The organism is Janthinobacterium kochi (assembly GCF_051380715.1).
Taxonomy (GTDB): Bacteria; Pseudomonadota; Gammaproteobacteria; order Burkholderiales; family Burkholderiaceae_D; genus Janthinobacterium.
In genome coordinates this window covers 173,490-194,588 of the sequence record NZ_JBNYXO010000009.1, presented here as the reverse complement: position 1 = coordinate 194,588, position 21,099 = coordinate 173,490, and the positions used below count along the sequence as shown (strand labels likewise).

The 21,099-nt window shown below is 63.2% G+C and carries 16 protein-coding genes; 14 read left to right on the top strand and 2 right to left on the bottom strand.

The genetic code is table 11. The annotated features are described in order from the left end of the window. Positions 1 to 230 precede the first annotated feature (230 nt). The 7 genes from aptA to ACQ4WL_RS19705 all read left to right on the top strand — a co-directional run bounded on the left by aptA (position 231) and on the right by ACQ4WL_RS19705 (position 10,141). Positions 231 to 1,547, top strand: coding sequence for an omega-aminotransferase AptA (gene aptA / locus ACQ4WL_RS19735; RefSeq protein ID WP_436511265.1), 1,317 nt, complete (start codon positions 231 to 233; stop codon positions 1,545 to 1,547). Positions 1,548 to 1,661: 114 nt separating this feature from the next. Next, complete coding sequence (locus ACQ4WL_RS19730) at positions 1,662 to 3,164, top strand: CoA-acylating methylmalonate-semialdehyde dehydrogenase (protein ID WP_436511264.1); 1,503 nt, start codon at positions 1,662 to 1,664, stop codon at positions 3,162 to 3,164. A gap of 46 nt (positions 3,165 to 3,210) precedes the next feature. Further along, the gene (locus ACQ4WL_RS19725) at positions 3,211 to 4,578 is read left to right on the top strand and encodes an NAD(P)-dependent oxidoreductase (RefSeq protein WP_436511263.1); all 1,368 of its coding nucleotides are present in this window, start codon (positions 3,211 to 3,213) and stop codon (positions 4,576 to 4,578) included. Next, positions 4,578 to 5,858 carry an NAD-dependent dihydropyrimidine dehydrogenase subunit PreA gene (gene preA, locus ACQ4WL_RS19720; RefSeq protein WP_436511262.1) on the top strand — a complete coding sequence of 427 codons (1,281 nt, stop codon included), beginning with the start codon at positions 4,578 to 4,580 and terminating at the stop codon, positions 5,856 to 5,858. The genes ACQ4WL_RS19725 and preA overlap by 1 nt, the downstream gene beginning before the upstream one ends. Positions 5,859 to 5,992: 134 nt before the next feature. Then, the gene (locus tag ACQ4WL_RS19715) at positions 5,993 to 7,477 is read left to right on the top strand and encodes an NCS1 family nucleobase:cation symporter-1 (protein WP_436511261.1); all 1,485 of its coding nucleotides are present in this window, start codon (positions 5,993 to 5,995) and stop codon (positions 7,475 to 7,477) included. A 21-nt stretch (positions 7,478 to 7,498) separates the two neighbouring features. Next, positions 7,499 to 8,890, top strand: a complete 1,392-nt coding sequence (gene hydA / locus ACQ4WL_RS19710; protein WP_436511260.1) for a dihydropyrimidinase — start codon at positions 7,499 to 7,501, stop codon at positions 8,888 to 8,890. Between the two features lie 15 nt (positions 8,891 to 8,905). Then, on the top strand, positions 8,906 to 10,141 hold the full coding sequence (locus tag ACQ4WL_RS19705; RefSeq protein WP_436511259.1) for a Zn-dependent hydrolase: 1,236 nt from the start codon (positions 8,906 to 8,908) through the stop codon (positions 10,139 to 10,141). 22 nt (positions 10,142 to 10,163) lie between these two features. Here the strand turns inward: ACQ4WL_RS19705 and ACQ4WL_RS19700 are convergent, their stop codons facing one another. Together ACQ4WL_RS19700 and ACQ4WL_RS19695 are read right to left on the bottom strand one after the other, a co-directional pair. Then, positions 10,164 to 11,918: an allantoate amidohydrolase gene (locus tag ACQ4WL_RS19700; RefSeq protein ID WP_436511258.1), complete on the bottom strand. Its 1,755-nt coding sequence runs from the start codon at positions 11,916 to 11,918 to the stop codon at positions 10,164 to 10,166. A 73-nt stretch (positions 11,919 to 11,991) separates the two neighbouring features. Beyond that, positions 11,992 to 12,930, bottom strand: coding sequence for a LysR substrate-binding domain-containing protein (locus ACQ4WL_RS19695; RefSeq protein WP_436511257.1), 939 nt, complete (start codon positions 12,928 to 12,930; stop codon positions 11,992 to 11,994). A gap of 131 nt (positions 12,931 to 13,061) precedes the next feature. Here ACQ4WL_RS19695 and ACQ4WL_RS19690 point away from each other — a divergent pair, with 131 nt between their 5' ends. From ACQ4WL_RS19690 to ACQ4WL_RS19660, 7 genes are all read left to right on the top strand, one after another. Beyond that, complete coding sequence (locus tag ACQ4WL_RS19690; RefSeq protein ID WP_436511256.1) at positions 13,062 to 14,294, top strand: urate hydroxylase PuuD; 1,233 nt, start codon at positions 13,062 to 13,064, stop codon at positions 14,292 to 14,294. Next, on the top strand, positions 14,291 to 15,523 hold the full coding sequence (locus ACQ4WL_RS19685) for a M20/M25/M40 family metallo-hydrolase (protein WP_436511255.1): 1,233 nt from the start codon (positions 14,291 to 14,293) through the stop codon (positions 15,521 to 15,523). The genes ACQ4WL_RS19690 and ACQ4WL_RS19685 overlap by 4 nt, the downstream gene beginning before the upstream one ends. 63 nt (positions 15,524 to 15,586) lie before the next feature. Then, complete coding sequence (locus tag ACQ4WL_RS19680; RefSeq protein WP_436511254.1) at positions 15,587 to 16,942, top strand: amidase; 1,356 nt, start codon at positions 15,587 to 15,589, stop codon at positions 16,940 to 16,942. A 94-nt stretch (positions 16,943 to 17,036) separates the two neighbouring features. Beyond that, positions 17,037 to 18,368: a paraquat-inducible protein A gene (locus ACQ4WL_RS19675; RefSeq protein WP_436511253.1), complete on the top strand. Its 1,332-nt coding sequence runs from the start codon at positions 17,037 to 17,039 to the stop codon at positions 18,366 to 18,368. Beyond that, complete coding sequence (locus ACQ4WL_RS19670) at positions 18,361 to 20,001, top strand: PqiB family protein (protein WP_436511252.1); 1,641 nt, start codon at positions 18,361 to 18,363, stop codon at positions 19,999 to 20,001. Before ACQ4WL_RS19675 ends, ACQ4WL_RS19670 begins: the two co-directional genes overlap by 8 nt. Beyond that, entirely contained in the window at positions 19,998 to 20,594 is a 597-nt protein-coding gene (locus tag ACQ4WL_RS19665) for a PqiC family protein (protein WP_436511251.1), read from the top strand. Before ACQ4WL_RS19670 ends, ACQ4WL_RS19665 begins: the two co-directional genes overlap by 4 nt. A 47-nt stretch (positions 20,595 to 20,641) precedes the next feature. Continuing rightward, on the top strand, positions 20,642 to 21,037 hold the full coding sequence (locus tag ACQ4WL_RS19660) for a DUF2946 domain-containing protein (RefSeq protein ID WP_436511250.1): 396 nt from the start codon (positions 20,642 to 20,644) through the stop codon (positions 21,035 to 21,037). The last annotated feature ends 62 nt before the right edge of the window (positions 21,038 to 21,099 follow it).

Sequence of the window (21,099 nt, the reverse complement as noted above, 5' to 3'; positions counted from 1 at the left end):
CATCCGGTTCTGTTCGTCATAAATTCACAATAATTTCCCGAGGATTACTTAACACAAAACTGTAGTGGTTTTTCGACCTGTACGGTTGGGATACTTTGCCGTTTGTGTATCTGTGCCATTGGGGATGGCCTGTCTATTATTACATCAGCTTTTTGCCAACTGGTAAATTATTTTACGCATCGTCAAAAAACGATCCTGGCCCTGCGCCAGCCCATCCCAAGGAGAAGGTCATGAACGAAACCAGGCCAGAATCGATGTCGGCATTCTGGATGCCATTTACCAACAACCGCGATTTCAAGGCCCATCCGCGCCTGCTGGTCTCGGCCGAAGGCATGTACTACAAGGATGTCGATGGCAACGCCATCCTCGATGGCACGGCCGGCCTGTGGTGTGTGCCGTGCGGCCATGCGCAGCCAAAAATCGTCGGCGCCATCCGCGAGATGGTGGGCCAGCTCGATTTCGCTCCCACCTTCCAGATGGGCCATCCGGCCGCCTTCGACCTGGCGGAAAAACTGATGGACTACACGGGGCATAAATTTGGCCACGTCTTCTACACCAACTCCGGCTCCGAAGCCGTCGACACGGCCCTGAAGATCGCGCTGGCCTACCACCGCGTACGTGGCGAGGGCGCACGCACGCGCCTGATCGGCCGCGAACGCGGTTATCACGGCGTGGGCTTCGGCGGCATTTCCGTGGGCGGTATCGGCGGCAACCGCAAGACCTTCGGCCCCTTGTTGCCGGGCGTGGACCACCTGCCGCACACGCACAACCTGGACAAGAACGCCTATACGGTGGGCGAGCCCGAATACGGCACCCACCTGGCCGATGAACTCGAACGCATCGTCGCCCTGCACGACGCGTCAACGATTGCCGCCGTCATCGTCGAGCCGGTGGCCGGTTCCACGGGCGTGCTGATCCCGCCGAAAGGCTATTTGAAACGCTTGCGCGAGCTGTGTACCAAACACGGCATCCTGCTCATCTTCGATGAAGTGATCACGGGTTTCGGCCGCATGACGACGCCGTTCGCCTTTGATTATTTCGACGTCGAGCCGGACCTGATGACGACAGCCAAGGGCCTGACCAACGGCATGGTACCGATGGGCGCCGTGTTCAGCAAAAAGTATATCTACGACGCCTTCATGGATGCGCCACCCGGCATCGAACTGTTCCACGGCTACACGTATTCAGGCCATCCGCTCGCCTGCGCCGCTTCGCTGGCCACCCTGCAAGTGTTCGAGGAGCAGGACATCCTGGGCCACGCTAAAGCGATGCAGGCGTATTGGCAGGATGCCGTGCATTCGCTGAAAGGCTTGCCGCACGTGATCGACCTGCGCAGCATCGGCCTGATCGCCGGCATCGAACTGGCCCCCATCGCCGGCAAACCGGGCACGAGGGCCTTCAACGCCTTCAAGCAGGCATTTGCCGACGGCGTGTTGATACGCACGACGGGCGACATCATCGCCCTGTCGCCGCCGCTGGTGCTGGAAAAACAGCATGTCGACGAGCTGTTCGGCAAGCTGGCCAAGGTACTCAAAAATCTCGATTGAACTGCGATTGAACCCGGGGTCAGACCCCCTCATCCTTTAGCGTCGACCTTTGCGTTAGCGGTATTGAGGGTCTGACCCCAGCCTTTGCCCTTGGGTTAAAAAAACAGGAACACCATGAACACTCTCGACACCATCACCCACTACATCAACGGCGCCAACGTCGACACCCGGAGTGGCCGCTACGGCGACGTCTACAACCCCGCAATGGGCGTACCCGTGGCCCGCGTGGCGCTCGGTACTGTGGAAGACGTGGATGCGGCCGTGCAGGCCGCCGCCGCAGCCTTTCCCTCCTGGTCGGCCACGCCGCCATTGACCCGCGCGCGCGTGCTGTTTCGCTACCTGCAGCTATGCCAGCAGCACACGGACGACTTTGCCGCCATGCTCACGCGCGAGCATGGCAAGACGTTTGCCGATGCCCAGGGCGAGGTGGCGCGCGGCATCGAGATGGTGGAATTTGCCGTCGGTATCCCGCAATTGTTAAAGGGCGAATTCACGGACCAGATTTCGCGCGGCATCGACGCCTGGTCCATGCGCCAGGCGCTGGGCGTGGTGGCCGGCATCACGCCATTTAATTTTCCCGTGATGGTGCCGATGTGGATGTTCCCCGTCGCTATCGCCTGCGGTAATACCTTCGTCTTGAAACCGTCCGAACGCGATCCGTCGGCCTCCCTGCTGCACGCGAAATTGCTGAAGGAGGCGGGCTTGCCCGACGGCGTCTTCAACGTGGTGCAGGGCGATAAAGTCACTGTTGATGCCTTGCTCGACCACCCTGTCGTGCAGGCGATCAGCTTTGTCGGCTCGACGCCGATCGCCGAATACATCTATGCGCGCGGCAGCGCCAGCGGCAAGCGCGTGCAAGCCCTGGGTGGCGCGAAGAATCACATGGTGGTGATGCCCGACGCGGACATGGAGATGACGGTCGATGCGTTGATCGGTGCGGCCTACGGTTCGGCGGGCGAACGCTGCATGGCCATCTCGGTGGTGGTGGCCGTGGGCGACGCTGGCGACAAGTTGATCGATGCACTGGCAACGCGCACGGCCGCACTGAAAGTGCGCGACGGCATGGCTGACGGTGCGGAAATGGGACCGGTCGTGTCGCTGGCCGCCAAGCAGCGCATCGAAAAGCTCATCGCTTCGGGCGTGGAGCAGGGCGCGACTTTGGTGGTCGATGGCCGCAACCATGTGGTGGCGGGCCGCGAGAACGGCTTCTTTGTCGGCGGTACTTTATTTGACCACGTCACGCGCGACATGAGCATCTACAAGGAAGAGATTTTCGGTCCCGTGCTGTGCGTGCTCCGGTGTCCTGACGTGGTGCATGCGGTGGAGCTGATCAACGCCAATGAGTATGGCAACGGCGTGGCCATCTACACGCGCGATGGCGGCGTGGCGCGCGAGTTCGTGCGCCAGATCCAGGTTGGCATGGTGGGCGTCAACATCCCCTTGCCCGTGCCGATGGCCTTCAACAGCTTTGGCGGCTGGAAGCGCAGCATGTTCGGCGATCACCACGCCTATGGTCCTGAAGGCGTGCGTTTCTACACGCGCCACAAGGCCGTGATGCAGCGCTGGCCGAACACGGCAAGCGCTGGTGTGGAATTTGCTTTTCCCCAGATGAAGTAAAGGTTTCAAATTACGAGCCGGCCGCACATAACAAGAGGAATACGCGATGATCGAGTCTTTGAACTATTTGCCGCATCCCGCCCTGCCCAACGAGGAACTGGCGGGTCATTTCACCGACCTGGCGCCGCCCCTGACGCCGCGCCAGGCGGCCATCGAAAGCGCCCGCTGCCTGTATTGCTATGACGCGCCGTGCAGCCGCATCTGTCCGTCGGAAATCGACGTGGCCAGCTTCATCCGCAACATCCACGACAAGAATATCAACGGCGCCGCCGCCGGCATCCTGAAACAGAACATCCTGGGCGGCAGCTGCGCCCGCGTCTGCCCCACGGAAATCCTCTGCGAAGACGTCTGCGTGCGCAACCACGATGCCGAAGGCCAGCCCGTCAAGATTGGCCTGTTGCAGCGCTACGCCGTCGACCACATGCATTTTGCGGCGCACCCGTTCCAGCGGGCGGCCAGCACGGGCAAGACGATAGCCATCGTCGGCGCGGGACCGGCGGGCCTGTCCTGCGCGCACCGCTTGGCCATGCTGGGCCACGACGTGGTGATCTTTGAAAAAGAGGGCAAGGCCGGCGGCTTGAACGAATACGGCATCGCCAAGTACAAGCTGACGGACGACTTCGCGCAAAAGGAAATCGACTTCCTGCTGGACATCGGCGGCATCGAGATCCGATGTCGCCAGGTGCTGGGCGAGAACCTGCAGCTGCGCGACCTGCACGCGCAGTACGACGCCGTGTTCCTCGGCCTGGGCCTGGGCGCCAGCCGCAAGCTGGGCCTGACGGGCGAGGATGCGCCGGGTCTTTTGGCCGCCGTCGATTACATCGCCGCGCTGCGCCAGGCCGCCGACCTGGCCGCGCTGCCCGTGCCGAAACGCGCCATCGTGATCGGCGCCGGCAATACGGCCATCGACATGGCCGTGCAGATCCAGCGCCTGGGCGCCGAGGAAGTCACCCTGGTCTACCGGCGCGGCTTCGACGCCATGACGGCCACCCGCCATGAGCAGGAAATCGCCAAGGCCAACCAGGTTCGCATGCTGACGTGGGCCCAGCCGCAACAGGTGCTGCTCGACGCGGCTGGCCATGTCGCCGGCATGCGTTTCGAGAAAACGCGCATACAGGGCACGCGCCTGGCGGGTACGGGCGAAACGTTCGATGTGGCGGCCGACGCCATCTTCAAGGCCATCGGCCAGAGCCTCGACACCGGCGTGCTGCACGACCCGATGGCGTCGCTGCTGCAGCGCGAAGGCGACAAGATCGCCGTCGATGCGGGTTTTCGCACGGTGCTGCCGGGGATCTACGCGGGTGGCGACTGCGTGGCGCCGGGGCAGGACTTGACGGTGCAAGCCGTCCAGCATGGCAAGCTGGCCGCACTGGCCATCCATTCCGATTTATTGAATAAAGTGGAGGCTGCATAATGGCTGATCTCAGCATCGAATTTTGCGGCATCAAGGCGCCGAATCCCTTCTGGCTGGCGTCCGCACCGCCGACCGACAAGGCCTACAACGTGGTGCGCGCCTTCGAAGCGGGGTGGGGCGGCGTGGTGTGGAAAACCCTGGGTGAAGACCCGGCCGCCGTCAACGTCTCGTCGCGTTATTCTGCCCTGTATGGCAAGAACCGCGAAGTGGTGGGCTTCAATAACATTGAACTGATCACCGACCGCTCGCTGGAGATCAACCTGCGCGAAATCACGCAGGTGAAGAAGGACTGGCCCGACCGCGCCATGATCGTCTCGCTGATGCTGCCGTGCGAAGAGCACTACTGGGCCGACATTTTGCCGAAGGTGGAAGCGACAGGCGCGGACGGCATCGAGCTCAATTTCGGCTGCCCGCACGGCATGCCGGAGCGGGGCATGGGCGCGGCCGTGGGCCAGGTGCCCGAGTATGTGCAGATGGTCACCGCCTGGTGCAAGAAGCACAGCCGTCTACCCGTCATCGTCAAGCTCACGCCGAACATCACGGACGTGCGCATGCCGGCGCGCGCCGCCAAGGCAGGCGGCGCCGACGCCGTCTCGCTGATCAACACCATCAACTCGATTACCTCACTCGACCTGGACCGCATGGTGGCCTTGCCCATCGTGGGCGGCGCCAGCACGCACGGCGGCTATTGCGGCGCGGCCGTCAAGCCCATCGCCCTGAACATGGTGGCGGAAATCGCCCGCGATCCGCAGACGCGCGGCTTGCCCATTTCCGGTATCGGCGGCATCGGCAACTGGCGCGACGCGGCCGAGTTCATCGCCCTGGGCGCCGGCTGCGTGCAGGTGTGCACGGCGGCCATGCTGCATGGTTTTCGCATCGTCGAAGAGATGAAGGATGGCTTGTCGCGCTGGATGGACGAGAAGGGCTACGAGCGCATCAGCGATTTTTCCGGCAAGGCCGTGGCCAACACGACCGACTGGAAATACCTGGATATGAATTACCAGGTCATCGCGCACATCAACCAGGATGACTGCATCAAATGCGGCAAGTGCTATGTGGCCTGCGAAGACACCTCGCACCAGTCGATTGCGCAACTGATCGACGCTGCCGGCACGCGCACATATGAGGTGATCAAGGAGGAATGCGTAGGCTGCAACCTGTGCGAAATCACCTGTCCGGTGCAGGGCTGCATCACGATGGTGCCGCAGGCCACGGGCAAGCCATACATGAACTGGACGCAGGATCCCAGGAATCCACGGGCATTGGCGGAAACGGCGTAGGGCACGTTTTTTGCGTACGTTTATTTTATAAACTGTTGCCTGTCTTTGCAGTAAGCTAGACTGCCGCAGTTTACACAATGCCGTATCCCTGGCGTCATTCAAGATGCCGGCGGCCTAACCGATGGAGAATACCTGTGAACCACGACTATTCAGGCAATACGCAGCTGTGGAATGAAGATCTTGCGCCCACCACGGCAGCGCAGCGCACCTGGCGCTGGTATCACTTTGCCGCGCTGTGGGTGGGCATGGTGATGTGCATTCCCGCCTACACCCTGTCGGCCAGCCTGATCGACAGCGGCATGTCCGGTTACCAGGCCGTGCTCACGGTATTTCTCGCCAACGCCATCGTGCTCTTGCCCATGCTCTTGATCGGCCATGCGGGCACCAAGTACGGCATCCCGTATGCCGTGCTGGCGCGCGCCTCGTTCGGCACCATGGGCGCGCGCCTGCCGGCGCTGATGCGCGCCATCGTCGCCTGCGGCTGGTACGGCATCCAGACCTGGTTTGGCGGCCAGATGATCTACACCCTGATGGGCGTGTTGATGGGCCATGAGCTGGGCGGCGAAAAGATCGCAGGCCTGGGCATCAACGGCAGCCAGTTGCTGTGCTTCCTGGCTTTCTGGGCCATCCAGTTCTATTACATCCTCCACGGCATGGAGTCGATCCGCAAACTCGAAACCTATACGGCGCCCTTGAAAATCCTCATCTGCTTCGTGCTGCTGTACTGGGTGCACAGCAAGGCCGGCGGCGTGGCCAGCCTGCTGGACCAGCCATCGCAATTCATCCCGGGCGGTAAGAAGGCGGGCCAGTTCTGGAGCGTCTTCTGGCCATCGTTGACGGCCATGGTGGGTTTCTGGGCCACCCTGGCACTGAACATTCCCGACTTCACGCGCTTCGCCAAGACGCAGCGCGATCAGGTGCTCGGCCAGTCGATCGGCTTGCCCGTGCCCATGGGATTGCTGGCCATGCTGGCCGTGATCGTCACGGCAGGCTCCGTGGTCATGTACGGCAAGGCCATCTGGGACCCGGTCGACCTGGCCAGCCGCATGACGGGCGCCGCCGTGCTGATCGCCCTGATCATCCTGCTGATCGACACGGTCAGCGTCAACCTGGCGGCCAACCTGGTGGGCCCGGCGTACGACTTTTCCTCGCTGGCGCCGAAGCAGATTTCGTACAAGATGGGCGGCTACATCACGGCCTTCATCGCCATCGTCATGATGCCGTGGAAGGTGCTCGAATCGACGCAGGGCTATATCTTCACGTGGCTGATCGGCTATTCGGCCCTGCTGGGCCCCATCGCCGGCATCCTCATCGTCGACTACTACTTTGTGCGCAAGACGCAGCTCGATGTCAGGCAGTTGTACCGCGACGATGGCATCTACTCGTATGGCAATGGCTGGAACATGGCGGCGCTGATCGCCTTTGTCATCGCCGTGCTGCCGAATATCCCGGGCTTTCTGAACGCGGCCTTTCCCACGGCGTTTCCCGACGTGGCCGAAGGCTTTAAAACCATTTACACCTACGCCTGGTTCGTGGGCGTGGCCATCGCCGCCGTCGTCTACGGCGTCATGATGAAGGGCAAGGTAGCGGCACGCGTGCAGCAGGCGCCGCAGTCCTGATCTTTTCGAGAAGGAGACAAGATGACTACACTGATACGTGGCGGTACTGTCGTCAACGCCGACCGGGCCTTCCGCGCCGATGTGCTGATCGAGGGCGACACGATAGCCGCCGTCGGCGAGAACTTGCCGGTGCCAGCTGGCGCCACCGTGATCGACGCGGGCGGCTTGTACCTGATGCCGGGCGGGATAGACACGCACACGCACATGAATTTGCCCTTCATGGGTACCGTGACGTCCGACGATTTTTTTACGGGCACGGCGGCGGGACTGGCGGGCGGCACCACCACCATCATGGATTTTGTCATTCCTGCCCCGAAGCAGTCGCTGATCGAGGCGTATCACCAGTGGCGCGTATGGTCGGCCAAGGCGGCCGGCGACTACACCTTCCACGTGGCGATCACCTGGTGGAGCGAGCAGGTTCATGAAGAGATGGGAGTGCTGGTGCGCGAGCATGGCGTGAACAGCTTCAAGCACTTCATGGCCTATAAAAACGCCATCATGGCCGACGATGAAACGCTGGTGAATAGCTTTACCCGCTCGCTGGAGCTGGGCGCGCTGCCCACCGTGCATGCGGAAAATGGCGAGCTGGTTTTTCAGTTGCAGCAAGCCTTGCTGAAAAAGGGGATTACCGGGCCGCAGGCGCACCCCTTGTCGCGCCCTCCCGCCGTGGAAGCGGAGGCGGCCAACCGCGCCATCGCCATTGCCAATGTGCTCAATACCCCCGTGTACATCGTGCACGTCTCGTGCGCCGAGTCGCTCGACGCCATCACGCGGGCACGCGCCAACGGCCAGCGCGTGTATGGCGAAGCGCTGGCGGGCCATCTGGTGATCGACGACAGCGTCTACCAGAGCGATGATTTCGATTATGTTGCGGGCCACGTCATGAGCCCGCCGTTCCGCGGCAAGCACCATCAGGCGGCCTTGTGGCACGGTCTGCAAAGCGGCAACCTGCACACGACGGCCACCGACCATTGCACCTTTTGCGTGGAGCAGAAAGCGGCCGGCAAGCAGGACTTCACGCGCATCCCGAACGGCTGCGGCGGCGTCGAGGAGCGCATGGCCGTGGTGTGGGATGCGGGTGTCAATTCCGGCATGCTCACGCCCTCCGAATTCGTCAAGGTATCGTCGACCAATGCCGCGCAAATCTTCAATATGTATCCGCGCAAGGGCGTCATCGCCGCAGGCAGCGATGCCGACATCGTGCTGTGGGACCCGCAGGGCACGCGCACCATTTCCGCCGCCACGCAGTTTGCCAAAGGGGGCTTTAACGTCTTCGAAGGGCGCACCGTGCGCGGCATTCCCCGCACCACGATTGCCGCCGGCAAGGTGGTGTTCCACCAGGGCGAGCTGACGGCCGTCGAAGGGGCAGGGCGCTATATCGAGCGCCCGGCGTTTGCCGCCACCACCGCATGAAGTCAGGAGACAATAATGGATGATCTACGCATCAATGGCGAACGATTGTGGGCAGCCCTGATGGAACTGGCGCAGATCGGCGCGACAGTGAAGGGCGGCGTCAAGCGCCTGGCCCTGACAGACCTGGACAAGCAGGGGCGCGATCTGGTGGTGCGCTGGGGCACGGACGCGGGCATGAGCATCACCATCGACCAGATCGGCAATGTCTTCATGCGCCGTGACGGCACCGACAATAGCCTGCCGCCCGTGATGACGGGCAGCCATATCGATACGCAACCTACGGGCGGCAAGTTCGATGGCAATTACGGCGTGCTGGCCGGCCTGGAAGTGGTGCGCACCTTGAACGACCTCAATATCAAGACGCGGGCACCCATCGAGGTGGCGTTCTGGACCAACGAGGAAGGTTCGCGCTTTGTGCCCGTGATGATGGGGTCCGGCGTATTTTGCGGCGCCTTCTCGCTCGAAACCGCGTATGCAGCCAAGGATACGGAGGGGAAAACGGTGGGCGAGGAGCTGGCGCGCATCGGATACAAGGGCGAGCAGGTACCGGGCGAGCATCCGATCGGCGCCTATTTCGAAACGCATATCGAGCAGGGCCCCGTGCTGGAAGACGCCGATAAAGTCATCGGCGTGGTGCCTGCCGTGATGGGCCTGTCGTGGTACGACTGCGTGGTGACCGGCATGGAAGCGCATGCGGGCCCCACGCCCATGGGCTTGCGCAAGGATGCGCTGCAGGTAGCCACCAGCATCATGCAGGAGGTGGTGGCCATTGCCAACCGCTATCCGCCGTATGGCCGTGGCACGGTGGGCATGGTGCAGGTCTTTCCGAACAGCCGCAACGTGATCCCCGGTGAAGTGACATTCAGCATCGACCTGCGCAACGTGAACGATGAACTGCTCGACACCATGCATGGCGAAATCACGGCCTTCATCGACGCCACGCGCACCGGCACGGGACTGGATATATCTCTTGAACGGGTTTCCTATTACCCGCCATGCCCGTTCCACCCCGATTGCGTGGGCGCCGTGCGCAACGCCACGGCAAAGCTGGGCTACTCCGTGATGGACGTGGTGTCAGGCGCCGGCCACGACGCCATCTACGCGGCCCGGCTGGCGCCGGCCTGCATGATCTTCGTGCCATGCAAGGACGGCATCAGCCACAATGAAATCGAGGACGCCAAGCCCGAGCACCTGGAAGCGGGCTGCAATGTGCTGCTGCACGCGATGCTGGAGCGGGCCGTGGCCGTGTAGCGACATCGGCCCACGTCCCCACTCAGGGCTTGGGCTGGAAGTTGCGTAAAAACGCCAGCAGCGCGCGCGCCGCGATGTCGGCGTCGTCCGCCGTCATGGTTTCCAGCGGATTGTGGCTGATGCCGCCATTGCCGCAGCGGGTAAACAACATGGCCACATCGGTGATGGCGGCCATGGCCATGGCGTCGTGGCCGGCGCCCGACAGCAGCGCGTACGGTTCGATGCCCACCGATTCCACGGCTTGCGCCAGCTGCGCCATCAGCCATGGCGCGCATGGCGCCGCAGGCGCCGACAGCAGCAGTTCCAGCTGATAGTCGATCTGCCGCCGCGCGCAGATGGCGGTGATGCCATCCAAAATATCGTCGACGGCCGCCTGGCGCACGGCGTCAACGGCTGCGCGGATATCGAGCGACAGGGTGCAGGCGCCGGCGATCACGTTGACGGAGCCATTGGGCACCTGCAACTGGCCCACGGTGCCCACCAGCGCTTCGCCCTGGCTGCAGCGCTGTTCCACCAGCAGGATGATTTCGGCAGCAGCGCTGGCAGCATCCTTGCGCATGTTCATGGGCGTGGTCCCCGCGTGGCTGGCCACGCCACCAAGATTGACCAGGTAGCGCGAGCTGCCGGCAATCGCCGTGACGATGCCCAGTGGCAGGTCGCGCTCGAGCAGCACGGGGCCTTGTTCGATATGCACTTCCACATAGCCGAGCAAGCTGGCAGGGTCACGCGCGATGGCGCCGATGGCGCTCGCCTCGTGACCGGCGCCGGCCAGCGCGTCGCGCATGCTCACGCCATCCGTGTCGCATTGTTCCAATAGCGACAAGTCGAACCTGCCCGTGACGGCCGTGCTACCCAAAAACGTGCTCTTGAAGCGCACGCCTTCCTCCTCGGCGAAGCCGACGATCTCGAGGTGGAAGGGCAGCTTTTCACCCCGTTCGTGCAGGTGGCGCACGACGGCGATCGGCAGTGCGATACCCAGCCGGCCATCGTACTTGCCGCCATTGCGCACCGTGTCGTAATGCGATCCCGTCATCAGGGTTTTTGCGCCGGGTACGTCGGACAGATAACGGCCGACCACATTGCCGACGGCGTCGATGTGCACCTGCATGCCCGCTTCCCGCATCCAGTCGGCCAGTTGCGCGGCCGTTTTCTGGTGCGCTGGCGTCAGGTAGGCGCACGTCAGGTTGTAATCGCTGTCGCTCCAGCCGGCCAGCGTTTCCGCCTGCTGCATGATGGCCGGGCCGAAATCGAGGCGCACATCGAACAGGTCGTTCAGGCGCAGCTCGGCGATGCGCTTGATCTGCCGCAGCGATTCGGCCAGTTCATCGGCGCGCCGGTTTTTCAGGCGCCGCGCAAACGTGGCGATGATGTCCTGGCGTGTCAAGCCTTCGCCCGTCGGGCCCTTGACGGCCAGAATGAAGGGAAAGCCGAACTTGGCGTTGTACTCGCTGTTGAGGCGCTGCAGGGTGGCAAATTCGTCGGCGCTGCACAGGTTCAGGCCGGACTTGGCCTGTTCGCGCGTCGACTCGGCCGTCAGCTGTCCCGCGATGGCGGCCTTGCCGGCCAGTTCGGGGTGGGCGCGTATCAGCCCCAGTTGTTCTTCGGGCGAGGCCAGGGCCAGCACGCGTTGCAGCTCCGTCTTGAGCGCCGTCAGGCTGGCAAACGGGCGTGCGGGGGCTGCGCGCTGGGCGATCCAGGGCGAATGTTCGTAGATGCCATACAGCTGCGCGATAAAATCTGCCTGGCTGCCGGCGTTCAGGTCTGAAAGGGTGGTCATGGTTTTCCGATCATGCAAGCGGTGATGATAGCGCCCCGTTCCTGCGTTCATTATATGCGCGTGCTGATAGCGGCTATCGCTGCACCAGCGCCTTGGCCGCCGCGCTGACCTGGTCGCGCAGCCATTTATGCTCGGGCGCCTGGTGCACGCGCTGGTGCCACAGCTGGTAAAAGCGCATCGGCGGGAATTTCAAGGGCACGGTATACGTTTTCAGCGGCAGGGTCTTTTCATAGAAGCGCATGAACTGGCGGCCCGTGGTGAGTACCAGGTCCGTCTGCGTCAGCATGTAAGGGATCAGGCCGAAATATGCCGATTCCACCACCACGTTGCGCTGCAGGTTTTGCCGTTCGAGGAAGGAATCGATCACGCCGTGGTAGCCCGGCATCATGGGCGACGGCGCCACGTGGGGCAGGCTCAAATAATCGTCGAGCGTCATGGCGTCGCTGGCCGTGCGCCGCGCATAGGCGTTTTCCGCATGCATGGCGCAGACGATGGGATCTTCGAACAGCTTCGAAATGTGCAGATGGGCGGGCGGTTCATCCCAGTTGGCGATGACCAGATCCAGCCCCCCGTCGGACAATTGCCGGATATGATCGATGCCCGGTCCCAGACTGTGCAGCACGACGCGGCTTTTCGGCGAGCCGCGGCGCAACTGGGCCACCACATTGGGCAGGAACTGGCTGTCCAGGTAGTCGGGCGCGGCGATATGGAAGGTGCGTGCCTCTTCCTGCGCCACGAACGGCGTCTTCTTGATGAACAGGCTCTCCGTCTGGTCGAGGATGCGCTTGGCCGGATTGAGCAGGCTTTCGCCATGCTGGGTGGGCACCATGCCGCGCGCGCCGCGCACCAGCAGCGGGTCACCCGTCAATTCGCGCAGCTTGCGCAAGGAGGCGGAAATCGACGGCTGCGGCTGATTGAGTTTCAGCGCCACGCGCGAAACGTTTTTTTCCACCAGCAGCAGGTAGAGGATGCGGATCAGGTGCAGGTCGAGGTGTTGCGGCAGGCTGGACATGTGGCGGCGCCTCTGTTGTATATCGATTTGAATATGTCAAATATACGATATTTTTCATGTGAAGGGCGGTAAATCCGTTTATCTTGTGTAGATTGGCATGAATATGGCTTCGGTCTGACTAGAGGAAATTTATGGAAGTATTTGCCTACCTGATTCCGTACGGCCTGGAGTGGCTGAACCTGATCGTCCGCTGGCTGCACGTCATCACGGGCATCGCCTGGATCGGTGCTTCCTTTTATTTCGTCTGGCTCGACAACTCGATCCGCCCGCCCGCGCCCGGCTCCGAGCTGGCGAAGAAGGGCGTCTCGGGAGAGTTGTGGGCCGTGCATGGCGGCGGCTTCTACAACCCGCAGAAATACCTGGTGGCGCCCGCAGAACTGCCGCAGGAACTGCACTGGTTCAAGTGGGAAGCGTATTCGACCTGGCTGTCCGGCTTTGCGCTGCTGACGATCGCCTATTACTTCAATGCCCAGGCCATGATGATCGACAAAGCCGTGGCTGATTTGTCCAGCGTCCAGGCCATCGGCATCGGCATCGCCACCCTCGTCATCGGCTGGACCGTGTACGACCTGCTGTGCCGGTCCAAGCTGGCGCAATATGAACTGTGGTTCGGCGTGACGGTGTTCGCGCTGATCGTCGGCGCTGCGTATGTGCTCACGCACCTGCTCAGCGGGCGCGCCGCCTATATCCACGTGGGTGCCATGATCGGCACCATCATGGTGGCCAATGTGCTGATGCTGATCATTCCCGGCCAGCGCAAGATGGTCGAAGCCATGGCCGCCGGCAAGCTGCCCGACCCCAAATACGGCCTGAAGGCCAAGCAGCGCAGCGTGCATAACAATTATTTTACCTTGCCCGTGCTGTTCATCATGATCAGCAACCACTATGCGATGACCTACCGGAACGATCACGCCTGGCTGGTGCTGGCGCTGATCATGGCGGCTGGCGTCTTCATTCGCCACTTCTTCAACCTGCGCCACAAGGGCCGGGTCGAGTGGCGCTATCCGGTCATCGGTCTGGCCTTGCTGGTGGCCGTGGCCGTGGCCATCGCGCCGAAAGCGCCCGTGGCCGTGAGGGCTGCGCCTGCAGTGGACCAGGCAGCGCAGTTCAAGCGCGTGCATGCCATCATCGCCCAGCGCTGCGCCACCTGCCATTCGGCCCAGCCCACGCAAGCGGGTTTCGCCACGGCGCCGGCCGGCATGATGCTGGACAATGAAGGTGAAATTCGCCAGCACGTGGCGCAAATCTACAAGCAGGCCATCGAATTGAAGGCCATGCCGATCGGGAACCTGACCAATATGACGGAGGCCGAGCGCAGTGAACTTGGCGCCTGGCTGCAACAGACCATGCAAGGAGCAAAATGACAACGCACGCAGAACGGATCACGGCCTGGATCGACGCTCACTTCGAGGAAGAAGTCGCCTTTTTACAGAAGGTGGTGCAGCAGCCGACGGATACGCCGCCCGGCAACAACGCGCCGCATGCGGAGCTGGTGGCGCAGCTGCTGCAGGCGTATGGCTGGACCGCCGAAAAGCATGCGGTGCCTGCGGACCAAGTGGTGGCGTATGGCATGCAGAGCATCACCAACCTGATCGTGCGCCGCCCGTATGCCGAGGGCGGGCCGACCGTGGCCCTGAACGCGCATGGTGACGTGGTGCCGCCCGGCGACAACTGGACGTATCCGCCATATGGCGGCCAGATCGACGGCGGCTATATGTATGGCCGCGCGACGGCTGTCTCGAAGGGCGATTTCGCCACCTATGTATTTGCCGCGCGCGCGCTCGAAGCGCTTGGCATTCCACTCAAAGGCCAGCTGGAACTGCATTTTACGTACGACGAGGAATTCGGCGGCTTGCTGGGACCTGGCTGGCTGCTGGAACAGCAGTTGACGAAGCCCGATTTCGTCATCGCCGCCGGTTTCAGCTACGGCATCGTTACCGCGCACAACGCCTGCCTGCAGCTGGAAATTACCGTGCACGGCAAGTCGGGCCACGGTTCCATGCCGGAGACGGGGCATGACGCCCTGCAGGCGGCCAACAAGATCCTCAACGCCATCTATGGCCAGTTGCCTGAGCTGAAAAAGATCAAGTCCAGGGTGGCGGGTATCGATTCGCCCACCATGCTGGTGGGCCGTATCGACGGCGGCACGAATACCAATGTGGTGCCAGGCAAGGTGGTCATGAAGATGGACCGCCGCATGATCCCGGAAGAAGACCCGGTGGCGGTGGAAGCACAGGTGCGCGCGCTGATCGAAGACGCCGTGCGCGGCGAGCCTGGCATCCGCATCGAGATCCGCCGCCTGCTGCTGTCGCACGCGCTGCGGCCCTTGCCCGGCTCCGAGCAGCTGGTCGGCAGCCTGCAGAAAAATGCGCAAGCCATCCTCGGCGAGACGATTCCCGCCGTCGGCACGCCCCTGTATGCGGATGCGCGTCTGTATGGCGAACGGGGCATCCCCGCCGTGCTGTATGGCGCCGGTCCGCGCACGGTGCCCGAATCGAATGCGAAGAAGGCCGATGAACGCCTGGCATTGGACGACTTGCGCAAGGCCAGCAAGATCGTCGCCCTGACCCTGCTCGACTTCCTGGCCGCCTGACCGGGCGGCGACCATGCAGCTTGCATCCGGTAAGATGCATGCCTGGAAAATCGAGGAGGCAGCATGGAGTTGACTGGCAAGACGACGATAAGGGTACTGGCGGCCAACCTGGCCGCCGGCCGCATCACCAGCGTGGCACTGACACAGCAGATGCTGGCGCGCGCCGAGGTGCACCGGGCGCAGGGTGGCCATGCCTATGTCAGCCTCGATGGCGAACAGGCGTTGATGGAAGCGCGTGCCAGCGATGCGGCGCGCGCTGCGGGCATCGTTGCCTCGCCGCTGGCCGGCGTGCCCATCTCGATCAAGGACCTGTTCGATGTCAGGGGGCAGGTCAGCAGCGCCGCCTCGCTGGCGCTGGCCGACGCGCCACCCGCCGCAGCCGATGCGCTTGCCGTGGCGCGCCTGCGCGTGGCTGGCGCCGTCCTGCTGGGCCGCACCAATATGAGCGAATTTGCATTCTCCGGCCTGGGCTTGAATCCCCATTACGGCACGCCGCGCAATCCGCACGACGACGCGCGCGTGGCGGGCGGCTCCACCTCGGGCGGCGCCGTCACGGTGGCCTTGGCGATGGCGGCTGGCGCGCTGGGCACGGACACAGGCGGCTCTATCCGCATTCCGTCCGCCTTTTGTGGCCTGACGGGCTTCAAGCCGACGGCGGCTTCCGTGTCGCTGGCGGGCACGGTGCCCTTGTCGCGCTCCCTCGACTCGGCTGGCCCCATCGCACACAGCGTCGATTGCTGCGCCATCCTGTATGCGGCCTTGTCCGGCCACGATATCCCCGATGGCGCGCCAGCCCTGAAAGGCTTGCGCTTCGGTTTTACCCTTGACTACGTCGGCACGCACCTGGAGCCGCAGGTGCAGCAGGCTTTCGACGCCGCGCTGGACAAGCTGCGGCAAGCCGGCGCCCTGGTGGAACAGTTCGATTTCCCGGAATTGCTGGAGCTGCCAACGATCAATGGCGGCGGCGGCCTGGTGGCGGCAGAAGCGTGGCACTGGCACAGGGTACTACTTGAAGAGAAGGGCGCGCAGTACGACCAGCGCGTGGCGGCGCGCATCCGCCGCGGCCAGCAGCAAGGCGCGTTTGACTACATCGATTTGCTCGATGCGCGCGCGCGCCTGATCGCCATCGCCCGGCGGCGTCTGGCGCCGTTCGACGCCTGGCTGATGCCCAGCGTGGCTATTCTGGCGCCGGAAGTCGCGCCGCTGGAAGCGGACGATGCCACCTTCTTTGCCACGAATGGCCTGGTGCTGCGCAATGCCAGCGTGATCAACTTCCTCGATGGCTGCGCGCTGTCGCTGCCGTGCCATGCCGACGGTGAACTGCCCGTGGGACTGGGCATTTGCGGCCTGGCCGGCGCCGATGAAAGAGTGCTGCAAATTGGCCGGGCGGTCGAGACATTGTTAGGCGCACAACAATAAATAGTGCTGAGGTGCAGGAAAATGCCAACTCTGTCATGATGGCTGGCATTGACATGGGATAGTCGCGCTTTCCTGCGCCGGCAAACTTCACACTGTGCACCGATACGAGCTGATTAGCTGTCATGACTGCGGCGTGCTGTACCGCAAACGTCCGCTGCGTCCCCGCGAAAAGGCGCGCTGCATCCGTTGCCGCTCGGTGCTATACCGGGGCGCCCACGCGCGGGGCGCTTCGGCCGAATTGAGCAAGGTGGTGGCGCTGACCCTGGGCGCCGCCTTCGTCTTTTTGATCGCCCAGTTTTTCCCCATCGTCGAACTCGACGTCAATGGACTCACTTCCAGCGCCACCTTGCTCGGTTCCATCCGCGTGCTGTGGTCCGAGCAGATGCACATCGTGGCGACGATGGTCTTCCTGTTTACCATCCTCTTTCCCGCCATCGAACTCGGTTCCCTGCTGTATGTGGCGCTGGGCTTGCGCGGCGGCGTCAAGGTGCCCGGCTTTAACCGCGTGCTGCGCGCTGTGCAGACGGCGCGCGAATGGGGTATGACGGAGGTGCTGATGATAGGCATCCTGATCACCGTCGTGAAGATGACCAGCCTGGCCACAGTGCTGCCGCAACCGGGCTTGTTCGCGTTTGGCGCGCTGACCCTGATGCTGGCCATCGTCGTTTCGTTCGATCCCAAGGCCCTGTGGAACCTGGGCGACGACCTGACCCGTCAGGCGCTGCCCGGCATCCGCTACAAGGCCTTCGCGCCGGGCGCGAAGGTCGTGCCCTGCCACGCCTGCGGCCTGGTGGCGCCGCCGCTGGGCAAGGGCAAGCACCTGGCGTGCGTGCGCTGCGGCACGGCCCTGCACGTACGCAAACCGGACAGCATCAACCGCACCTGGGCCTTGCTGATCGCCGCCATGATCCTCTACATTCCCGCCAACCTGCTGCCCGTGATGGTGACCTATTCCTTGTTTGGCGCACAAAACGACACCATCATGAGCGGCGTGGTGCTGTTCTGGACCAGCGGTTCGAAAGGCCTGGCCATCATCATTTTCATTGCCAGCGTGGTCGTGCCGATGTTGAAACTGGGCGTGCTGGCGCTGCTGGCGTTTACGGCGCAGCGGCGTTCGCGCTGGCGGCCGCGCCAGCGCACCATCTTGTACCGCATGGTCGAATTCATCGGCCGCTGGTCCATGCTCGACATCTTTGTCGTCACCCTGACGGTGGCGCTGGTGCGCTTCAAGTCGCTGGCCGTGATCACGGCCGGCCCCGGCGCGCTGGCCTTTGGCGCCGTGGTGGTGCTGACCATGCTGGCGGCGATGCAGTTCGACCCGCGCCTGATCTGGGACCCCGTCGACGGGCAGGTACCGGGAGAGGAAGAACCCGTGGTGGTGGAAAATACCGGAAACAATACAGTGATTGGAGAACAGCATGTCTGACAAAGAAGCAGGCGACCTTGCCGAAACGGGTGGCCAGGGCGTCCCCCCGTTGCCGGAACCCGATGTGGAACAGGGCAGCCGCTGGCTGCCATCGCTGGTCTGGCTCATTCCACTGCTGGCCGCGCTGATCGGCGCCGGCCTGGCCGCCAAGTCCATCCTTGACCAGGGCCCCACGGTGACGGTCAGCTTCAAGAGCGCCGAAGGGCTGGAGCCGGGCAAGACCAAGGTCAAGTACAAGGATGTCGACATCGGCCAGGTACGCGCCATTACCCTCGGCGAGGACTTGAGCAAGGTGCTGGTGACGATCGACATGAGCAAGGAAGCGCGGCGCTTCGCCACCGCCGATTCGCGCTTCTGGGTGGTGCGCCCGCAGATCGGTGCCAGCGGCGTGACGGGGCTGGGTACCTTGCTGTCGGGTGCCTACATCGGCGTCGATACGGGCAAGTCGGAAGCCAAAAAAGAGAACTTCGTCGGCATGGAAAACCCGCCCGCCGTGGCCGGTGACCAGAAGGGCAAGTTGTACACGCTGCATGCGGACAGCCTCGGCTCCGTCGACGTAGGCTCGCCCCTGTTCTTCCACCGCCTGCGCGTGGGCAAGGTGGTCAGCTTCGCGCTGGACAAGGATGGCAACGGCATCACCATGTCAGTCTTCGTGAACGCCCCGTATGACCAGTTCGTCGGCAAGAATGCGCGCTGGTGGCATGCCAGCGGCGTCGACGTGCGCCTCGATTCGAGCGGTTTCAAACTGAATACGCAGTCGCTGGCGGCCATGCTGGTAGGCGGCATCGCCTTCGAGGCGGAAAACGGCCGCAAGCCCGAGGAGCCGGCGCCGGCCAATACCAATTTCCGTCTGGCGGCCGACGAGGCCAGCGCCATGCGCGAACCCGATGGAGAGGCGATCACCACCGTATTCTATTTCGACCAGTCCCTGCGTGGCTTGCAGCCCGGCGCCACGGTGGACTTCCGCGGTATCGTGCTGGGCGAAGTGCGCTCGGTGGGTATCGAGTTCGACCCCGTGAAGAAGAACTTCCGCATGCCCGTTACCGTCAATCTGTATCCTGCCCGCCTGGGGATGCGCTTCAAGACGGCCGTCGACGATGCGGAAGGCTCGGCTGGCCACCAGCTGCTCGAACGCATGGTCAGCCGTGGCTTGCGCGCCCAGCTGCGCACGGGTAACCTGCTCACCAGCCAGCTGTACATCGCGCTGGACTTCTTCCCGAAAGCGCCGAAGGTGGCGCTGGACTTGAACAGGTATCCGCTGGAAGTGCCCACCGTGCCCAATACCCTCGACGAACTGCAGACGCAGATCGCCAGCATCGCCCGCAAGCTCGACCAGGTGCCATACGCGGAGATCGGCAATAACCTGAACGCCACCATCAAGCAGGCCAATACCCTGTTCAAGCAGCTCGATGGCCAGGTTGTGCCGGAAATGCGCGATACCCTGACGGCGGCGAAACAGACCTTCGGCACGGCCGAACAGGTGCTGCAAAAAGATTCGCCGCTGCAGTCAGACGTGCGCCAGGCCTTGCAGCAACTGACGCAAACCCTGCAATCGCTCAATGCCCTGTCGGACTACCTTGAGCGTCACCCCGAGTCCCTGATCCGCGGTAAAAAAGGAGATGAAAAAAAATGATGAAACCGATTTTTTCCGCGCTGCTGGCGACCGTCCTGCTGGGCGCCTGCTCCACGCCCCAGCCCGAGCATTTCTATACGCTCAGCGGCGGCGCCGACGCGCAGCCGGCCAAACCCGTCAAATACTATGTCGAGGTGCTGGCCGTCAGCGTGCCGCAGCAGGTGAGCCGCAACCAGTTTGTCGTCACGGCGCCGTCGGGACGCATCGAATTGCTGGAGCAGCAGCGCTGGGCGGGACCGCTGGCCGGCGAAATCGGCCAGGCCTTGTCGACGGCCGTGACGAACGACCTGGGCGCCATCGATGTGTTCCGCACGCCGCACCCCGACAACCTGCCCGTGTACCGTATCAGCACCAATGTGCAGCGCTTCGAATCCGTGATGGGCCAGTACGCGCTGATCGACGCCGTGTGGAGCGTGCGCCAGCTGGCCAGCAACAAGGTAGTCACTTGCCGCACGATCGCCAATGAAAAGGTGGGTGCCGGCTACGATGAACTGGTGCTGGGCCACCGCCGCGCCGTGGGCCGCATCGCCGCCGATACTGCGAGCGTGGTGCGTGCTTTCGACATCGGCAATGCCGCCTGCCCGGCCGCCTGAGCCGCTTTTCGCTACCCAGTCCCGGCGGCCGCTGGTAAAATGCGGCCATGGGAATGACCTTGTTCACGCGCCGCTTTGCCGCCTGGATCGCCTGCTTTGCGATCCTGCTGGCGGCGCTCGCGCCATCGATTTCCCAAGCCGTCGCCAACGCCAAGCAGGAGTCGGGTTCCGGTTGGGCGGAAATCTGCTCGGTGGCCGGCATCCGTTTTGTCCAGGTCGATGATGGCGCCGCCGATGAAAAATCGGGCGCCAAGGCCATGCAGATGGAGCATTGCGCCTTCTGTTCCACGCATGCGGGTTCCGTGGGCCTGCCGCCCAGTCCCGTGTTGCCGCTGCCCGTTGCCAGCGGTACGGCGATTTTCCCGGCGTTGTATTACCAGTCGCCATCCCCGCTGTTCATCTGGTCCACCGCGCAGTCTCGCGCGCCGCCCACCCTCGTCTAAGTCTTTGCATTTTTAGTGCTGGCGCTGTCCACCTTGCGGTGTGACGCGCCGCATCCGCACAC

Excerpts from the sequence above, each read along its gene's own strand:
- preA (WP_436511262.1), top strand. The coding sequence starts at position 4,578 with ATGGCTGATCTCAGCATCGAATTTTGCGGCATCAAGGCGCCGAATCCC.
- ACQ4WL_RS19670 (WP_436511252.1), top strand. The coding sequence starts at position 18,361 with ATGTCTGACAAAGAAGCAGGCGACCTTGCCGAAACGGGTGGCCAGGGC.
- ACQ4WL_RS19730 (WP_436511264.1), top strand. The coding sequence starts at position 1,662 with ATGAACACTCTCGACACCATCACCCACTACATCAACGGCGCCAACGTC.
- ACQ4WL_RS19685 (WP_436511255.1), top strand. The coding sequence starts at position 14,291 with ATGACAACGCACGCAGAACGGATCACGGCCTGGATCGACGCTCACTTC.
- ACQ4WL_RS19725 (WP_436511263.1), top strand. The coding sequence starts at position 3,211 with ATGATCGAGTCTTTGAACTATTTGCCGCATCCCGCCCTGCCCAACGAG.
- ACQ4WL_RS19695 (WP_436511257.1), bottom strand. The coding sequence starts at position 12,930 with ATGTCCAGCCTGCCGCAACACCTCGACCTGCACCTGATCCGCATCCTC.
- ACQ4WL_RS19665 (WP_436511251.1), top strand. The coding sequence starts at position 19,998 with ATGATGAAACCGATTTTTTCCGCGCTGCTGGCGACCGTCCTGCTGGGC.
- hydA (WP_436511260.1), top strand. The coding sequence starts at position 7,499 with ATGACTACACTGATACGTGGCGGTACTGTCGTCAACGCCGACCGGGCC.
- aptA (WP_436511265.1), top strand. The coding sequence starts at position 231 with ATGAACGAAACCAGGCCAGAATCGATGTCGGCATTCTGGATGCCATTT.
- ACQ4WL_RS19705 (WP_436511259.1), top strand. The coding sequence starts at position 8,906 with ATGGATGATCTACGCATCAATGGCGAACGATTGTGGGCAGCCCTGATG.
- ACQ4WL_RS19680 (WP_436511254.1), top strand. The coding sequence starts at position 15,587 with ATGGAGTTGACTGGCAAGACGACGATAAGGGTACTGGCGGCCAACCTG.
- ACQ4WL_RS19660 (WP_436511250.1), top strand. The coding sequence starts at position 20,642 with ATGGGAATGACCTTGTTCACGCGCCGCTTTGCCGCCTGGATCGCCTGC.
- ACQ4WL_RS19700 (WP_436511258.1), bottom strand. The coding sequence starts at position 11,918 with ATGACCACCCTTTCAGACCTGAACGCCGGCAGCCAGGCAGATTTTATC.
- ACQ4WL_RS19690 (WP_436511256.1), top strand. The coding sequence starts at position 13,062 with ATGGAAGTATTTGCCTACCTGATTCCGTACGGCCTGGAGTGGCTGAAC.